Here is a 6,118-nt window from a genome sequence, read left to right as displayed (position 1 = left end):
TGGTTCGGGGCGGGGCGCGGGGCGCGCCCCGGATCAGATGGCGACGCCCTTGCCGCGCATCCAGGCCACCGGGTCCACGGTGCCACTACCGGCCGGCTGAACCTCCAGGTGCAGGTGGGGGCCGGTGGAGTTGCCCGTGGAGCCGACGTTGCCGATGACCTCGCCGGTGATGACCTCCTGGCCCGCGACCACGGCCATGGAGGAGAGGTGGCTGTAGGAGACCTCGGTGCCGTCGGCCAGTTCGACCACCACGCGGTAGCCGTAGGAGCCCGCCCAGGCGGCCTCCTTGACCACACCGGTGTGGATGTTCTTGATCGGGGTGCCGGCGGGGGCGACCAGGTCGGTGCCGGTGTGGTAGCCGCTGGCCCACATGGCTCCCGCGACGCCGTAACCGGAGGAGAAGGAGTACGAGGTGAGGGGGGCGACGTAGCTCTCGCGCAGCTGCCGGAGGCGTTCCTCCTCCTCCTTGCGCTTGCGCTCCTCCTCTTCCTTGCGCTTGCGCTCCTCCTCGGCGCGCTCGCGCTCCTCGGCCTCGAGACGCTCGCGCTCGGCGAGTTCGGCGGCCTCCTCGGCGGCGGCGGCGACGGCCTGCGTCCGGAGTTCCGCGTGGCGCTCGGCCTCGACGATCGCCTCCTGGGTGTCCGCCTGCTGGAGGATGCGGGAGCGCAGCGCCTCCCCCGGGTCGGTCGACCCGCCCGTCCCGGAGTCGGCGGAGGCGACCGCGACGCCCGCGGAGGTCAGCGGGGCGGCGGTGATCACCGGCGTCGCGGCCCGCGTCGTGCCGGCGTCCTGGTCATCGGTGGAGAGGAGGGCGCTCAGGCCGGGGATCCGGTCCGGGATCGCTCGGACCCGATCGGCGCCGGAGCCCTCGACGCCCTCCTGGGCGGAGGCCATGCCGCCGGCGCCCACGGCGGCGATGACGCCGACTCCGAGGACGGCGCGGCTGCGGGCCACGGTGCCGCCGCGCCGGCGGGCGACGCGGTGGCGTCCGCGCACGGGGGCCGCCGGGTCGGCACCGGGGTTCCACTCACCGGCGGGGGCCTCGGGTCCGTACCACACGGCCTCGGTGTCCCGGGGCGACTCCGCGGCGGGGCCGCCGTCGGTCGGGGCGCCGAACGGAGCGGAGTCGGGGGTTTCGTGCCCGGCGGGTGCGGGGTAGTCGCCGAAAGCGGGTGCGAAGTCCTCCGCCGCCCGGGTGGCGGTCGACCGGTCCCCCGCGTGACCGAAGGACTCGTCGAAGGAGTTTCCGAACACGTCTCCGGGGGTAGGGCCGGGAGAAGCGGAGGAGGCGGTACCGCCCTCCCCGCCGGCCGAGTGGCCGAACCAGCCGGCGTGACCGAAGTGGTCCGCCGCCGCGGGGTGGTGCCCACCGACGTGGTGGGCGGTGTCGACGGTGGGGTACGAGCCGGTCGACCGGCCGTACGCGCCCTCCGCCGAAACGGGCTGCTGCGACGCCACGAAGGCGCTCCTCTCCCTCTTTCGCCTACCGGGTTAGCTGACGGGTTCGGAGCGGGAAGGTCTCCTACGGGCGTCCGACGGGAGGTCGGTCGCCCGATTCACCCCGGGAAGTGGTTCCCCGGTTCCGGGGCGCGGTGACCCGCCCCCATGGATTCGACGCGCAGCACGGTGCCATCCCTTGCGATGGCGGTACCGGACCGTGCCGCGTTATCGAACGTTAATAGAGAGCCGCGCCGAATTCCAAGTCACAGCAAGTTATTTAAGGCTCTCTTCAGGTGGACGTTTCATCTCCGCGGAGCTCAAAGGGGACAAAAGATCACCGCGGCCCGGGCACCCCGAAAAACTGACTGTTCGTCAGTTGTTATCGTTCGCAGCAGGCCGTTCACCTTCGGTGACGACACTCCCGGGCCCGCCCCGGACCGCGCCGCGACCGGTCCTCCCGGACCGCCGACCCGATCGACCGCCCTCCCTGCCCGGGAGGTCCTCGCCCGGCACCGGACGGCGCACCACCAACACCGCGATGTCGTCCTGGGCCACCCCACCGGTGTGCGCGGCGATGTCGGAGAAGAGCACGTCCAGCACCCGGCGGGGCCGGGTGAACCGCCGCCCCGCCAGCGCCGCCACGGGGTCGTAGAACGTGCCCCGCTCGTCCCGCGCCTCGCTCACGCCGTCGGTGTACAGCAGCAGACTCGCCCCCGGCGGGAACGCGTACTCCTCCACATGTCCCCCGTCCGCCGTTCCGGCCAATCCGGCCAGCCCCAACGGAAGCCCCGGGTCGCGCACCTCCAGGTACCGCGCCTTCCCGTCCGGCTCCAGGAGCACCGGCGGCGGGTGACCGAGGTCCAGGAGTCGCAGCACCCCGGGGTCCCCGGCCGGCACCTCCACCACCACGGCCGTGGTGAACCCCTCCATCCCGTCCAGGCCGGCCCGCCGCCCGCCCTCGCGCTGCCAGGCGTTCTCCAACCGGGCTCCCACCCGCGCCAGGTCCGGTTCGGTGTCCGCGACCTCGCGGAAGGCCCCCAGGATCACCGTCACGGCCTCCGTCGCGCCGAGCCCCTTGCCCCGCACATCCCCCACCAGCAGCCGCGTCCCGTACGGGGTGTCCACCGTCGCGTACATGTCGCCGCCGACCAGGGTGTCCTCCCGGGCCGCCTGGTAGCGGGCGGCCACCTCCAGGGGCCCCACCCGTTCCGGGGGGGTGGGCAGCACGGCGCGCTGCACCTCCGCCGCCACCCCGCGCACGGACGCGAGCTGCCGATTGAGCCGGCTCACCAGCAGGGAGAACGCCGAGACGGTGAGGACCGTCAGGACCCGGATCATCTCGTCGGAGACCACCGCCGCGTGCACCACGAAGAGGGTCAGCAGGATCACCGCGATGGAGGAGGACAATCCCGTGAGAACGGTCTCCCGGAAGGACAACAACGCCGCCGCCACCAGCGGCGCGGCGACGAAGAGCGGCGTGAAGGTGGCCTCCGGTGGCGTGAGGAAGTTGATCACCACGCCCAGCGCGATCAACCCCGGCGGCAGCAGCCGGAGGTACCGCGGAACCGGGGCCCGCGGCTCCGCGGAGGAGAACGACGGGCGACGAGCGAGGCGCACCCCACCAATCTTCCTCCGTACCTCCGGGAAAGCCACCCGACGAACAGCGCGAAAACGATGAAAGGTTGAATATCCCGCGAATCCCCGGGAAAAGGTCATCTCCTCGGGAGAGCGGACGGGCTCCAACCGCCCCCGCCCGGCGAGCGGGCGCACCCGAACGGATGGGATCCGGCCCGACCCCCCATCCGGTGGGTGAGCGCCCGGCCCGGCGGGACGCGAGCGCATCGCCGCCCGGGTCGGGCCGACCGTCGAGTGATGGGCGGACTGCCCCTCCGTGCATGTGCGACGCCCGCACGCGGTGGTGCTCGGCGAGCGCGGGCCGGCATTGTGCACGCCGACCGTCAACGACCGCGGTGGGCCCGCGCAGGCGCTCACCGTCCTGTCCTTCGTCCCCGCCTCCATGAGACACGCCGTCGTCGTCACGCGGCCCCGGCAACGCCGGGTCGGGCGGCCGGCGTTGCCGGGCGACGCGCCACCGGCGGAGACTTCCGCCGACCTGCCGCTGTCGGGACGCATGCGCGGATTCCTCGGCAACCTGCCGGCCGAGGCGCAGGCGCGGGCTCAGTGGCCGTTCGTCAACGGCGACGTACTCGACCGGAGCGACCTCCACCACTCCGGCACCGAGGACGCCCTGGACGTGTGGTGCCACCTGTCCGGCAGGCGCTGGGTGACGTTCGTGTCCGGGCACGGCTCGGGACCGTCCCGCACCGCGCGTCGTGGCAGTGGGTCTGCCGCCGGGCCGAGGTGGCCCGGCGATGAGTCCGTCGCCGGGGAGGGCCGGGGAACCGGACCTCTACGCGCTGCTCGGCGTACCGGCGGACACCGACGCGGACGGCATCGCCCGGGCGTTCCGTCGCCGGGCTCTCGCCGAACACCCGGATCACGGTGGCGACCCGGCCGCCTTCCGGGAACTCCAACGGGGCCGGGAGACGCTGATGGACCCCGGTCGACGCGCGGCGTACGACCGTCGCCGCGCGGCGACGGCCGGAACCGGCCCGGCGGGCGCCGGGCCGTCCCGCTCCGGGACACCGGCGTCCGACGGCCCGTCCCCACCGCGCCCGGGGGCGTCCGACCCCTTCGCGTGGTCCGCCGGGTCCGGCTCCCGGTTCGGCTTCCGCGAGCACGCCGACACGCACCGCCCGCACGGCGGGGAGACCCCGGCGGACGAGCCCGCCCACTCGTGGCGGCGTGCCGATCGGTTCGCCTGGTGGCGGACCGAGGAGCCCCCGGAGCGGGGTCGGCGGCGTCGGCGCGGGGCCCGTGGTCGGGGGTGGTCGGAGGATCGGCCCGACCAACCGGAGGGGTGACGTCCGATCAGCCGCACGCCGCCCCGGACTCCAGGGGACCGTTGGGGACCCGCAGTTCCTCCCCCACCGCGATCTCGGTCCGGGAGCCCATGTCGTTCATCCGCTGGAGGTGTTCGACGGTGGTGTCGTACCGGCAGGCGATGCCGCTCAGGGTGTCCCCGGGCCGCACGGTGTGGGGGATGGGGGCCAGGATCCCCCACGACTCGTACGGCGGGATCGTCACGATGGGTGGTGAGTACGTGAAGCCGCTCCCCGGCAGTCCCGGCACATCACGGGGGTGCGGGATCGTCGGCGGCTCCGGCAGTCCCGGGAAGCCGGAGGCATCCGGCACACCCGTCGGGCCGGTGGGGAGGTTCGTGACCGGCGGCGAATACGGCCGGGACGGGTCGCTTCCCACCAGGGACACCACCCAGATCACCCCCACGACCGCCAGGACACCGAGGGTGAAGCCCCGCACGGTCCTCTGCCGCCGGAGTTCCCGCGCCAGGTGCTCCGGCATCCGTCCACCGGTCCGACGGACCCGGGTCCGCCCCGCCGGGGCCGCCACGGTGCGCAGGGCCAGCGGGACCGGCGCCCCGGGGTCCGCGCCCAGCCGGACCAGTTCACGGCGCAGACCGTCCACGGCCCCCGCGTCCCGGGCGACGGCGGCCACCAGGGCTGCGAGGACCTCGGGGTCCCCGCCGGTCCCCCGCCGGTACTCCAGCCGGTAGCCCTCGGTCCAACCGGGAGCCCAGCGCGCCAGGTTCCGGCCGACCAACGCCTGACCGACCAGGGCGTACAGGGCCTCTGCGAGCTGGTCGTGCGGCCCGGGCGCGGTCGTGAGCCCGCGTGCCAGCCTCTCCCCCTCACCGCGTTCCAGCAGGTCGAAGACGGTGTCGAGGCCCCGGTCCCCGTCCGGGGCGAGGGCGTGTGCCGCGTCCAGCAGCAGGGCGGCGAGTTCGATCGCGAACGCCTCCGCCGCCAGGTCCGTCCACTGTGCGCGGGGCAGGGGGGTCACCGGGTCCCGGGCCGCGTCGAGCATCCTCTCCTGCACCCGCAGCCGTGGTTCCCGGGCGATCGGCGGCGGGGGCTCCCCGTCGGTCGCGCGGTGGTCGCCCGGCGGCGGTGCCCCGATCAGCTCCAGCCGTCGGGAGAGCGGCGGGTGGGAGTCCAGCGGGGACCGGCTCGCCTCGACCGGGCGGGCCCGCAGCTCCGCCATCCGCTCCCGGACGGCGGGGTCCCGCACCATGTCGGTGAACGCCGCGAAGACGTCGTCCGGAACGAAACCCAGCCCTTGGATCGGTAACAGGAATCGGTCCCGGAACCCGGCCCAGGCGAACCCGAGGGCGTGTACCTCGCGCAGCGCCTCGGCGGTGGCCTCCGCCCCGACCTCGGCGACGGCCCCCGCGTCCGCCTCAAACTCCTGGCGACGGCGCACCGACAGGGAGACCCGGAGGTACACCCGGGCGTAGAGTTCGATGACCGCCCGGAACAGCCGGGCGTACCCCGGTGTGCCGTTCTCCGACCGGGCGGTCATCCGGAGGCGGAAGAGCGTGGAGTCCAGCGACGCCGCGCCCCGGTGGGTGAGGGCGCCGAACCGGGTGTGCCGCCCCGCGTAGTGGCCCAGTTCGTGGCAGAGCACGGCCCGCAGTTCCGGCTCCCGCAGGTTCGTGAGCAGCGGTACGCCCAGGTACATGGTCCGCTCGCCGACGAGCAGGCCCAGCATTCGGGGCCGCTCGGAGACCGAGGCGTTGACCTCCGCCGTCAGGTACATC

Annotated in this window: 4 protein-coding genes and 1 riboswitch; of the genes, 1 reads left to right on the top strand and 3 read right to left on the bottom strand. The window is 74.3% G+C overall.

The genetic code is table 11. The annotated features are described in order from the left end of the window. Positions 1-33 precede the first annotated feature (33 nt). Both FNQ90_RS28415 and FNQ90_RS28410 read right to left on the bottom strand, forming a co-directional pair. On the bottom strand, positions 34-1,458 hold the full coding sequence (locus FNQ90_RS28415) for a M23 family metallopeptidase (RefSeq protein ID WP_323379863.1): 1,425 nt from the start codon (positions 1,456-1,458) through the stop codon (positions 34-36). Between the two features lie 7 nt (positions 1,459-1,465). Continuing rightward, a riboswitch (cyclic di-AMP (ydaO/yuaA leader) is annotated at positions 1,466-1,627 on the bottom strand. A 185-nt stretch (positions 1,628-1,812) separates the two neighbouring features. Further along, complete coding sequence (locus FNQ90_RS28410; RefSeq protein ID WP_182606010.1) at positions 1,813-3,057, bottom strand: PP2C family protein-serine/threonine phosphatase; 1,245 nt, start codon at positions 3,055-3,057, stop codon at positions 1,813-1,815. Between the two features lie 755 nt (positions 3,058-3,812). Here FNQ90_RS28410 and FNQ90_RS09785 point away from each other — a divergent pair. Continuing rightward, a complete protein-coding gene (locus FNQ90_RS09785; RefSeq protein WP_182606009.1) occupies positions 3,813-4,364 on the top strand; it encodes a DnaJ domain-containing protein in 552 nt (183 codons plus the stop codon). Positions 4,365-4,371: 7 nt separating this feature from the next. On the opposite strand, the gene FNQ90_RS09780 is transcribed toward FNQ90_RS09785, so the two are convergent. Beyond that, positions 4,372-6,118: M48 family metalloprotease (locus tag FNQ90_RS09780; RefSeq protein ID WP_182606008.1), on the bottom strand; the 1,747-nt coding region annotated here is incomplete at its 5' end.

The organism is Streptomyces alkaliphilus (assembly GCF_014141535.1).
Lineage (GTDB): Bacteria > Actinomycetota > Actinomycetes > Streptomycetales > Streptomycetaceae > Streptomyces > Streptomyces alkaliphilus.
Note: the sequence above shows the minus strand (reverse complement) of the source record. Positions and strands in the feature narration are given on the sequence as shown.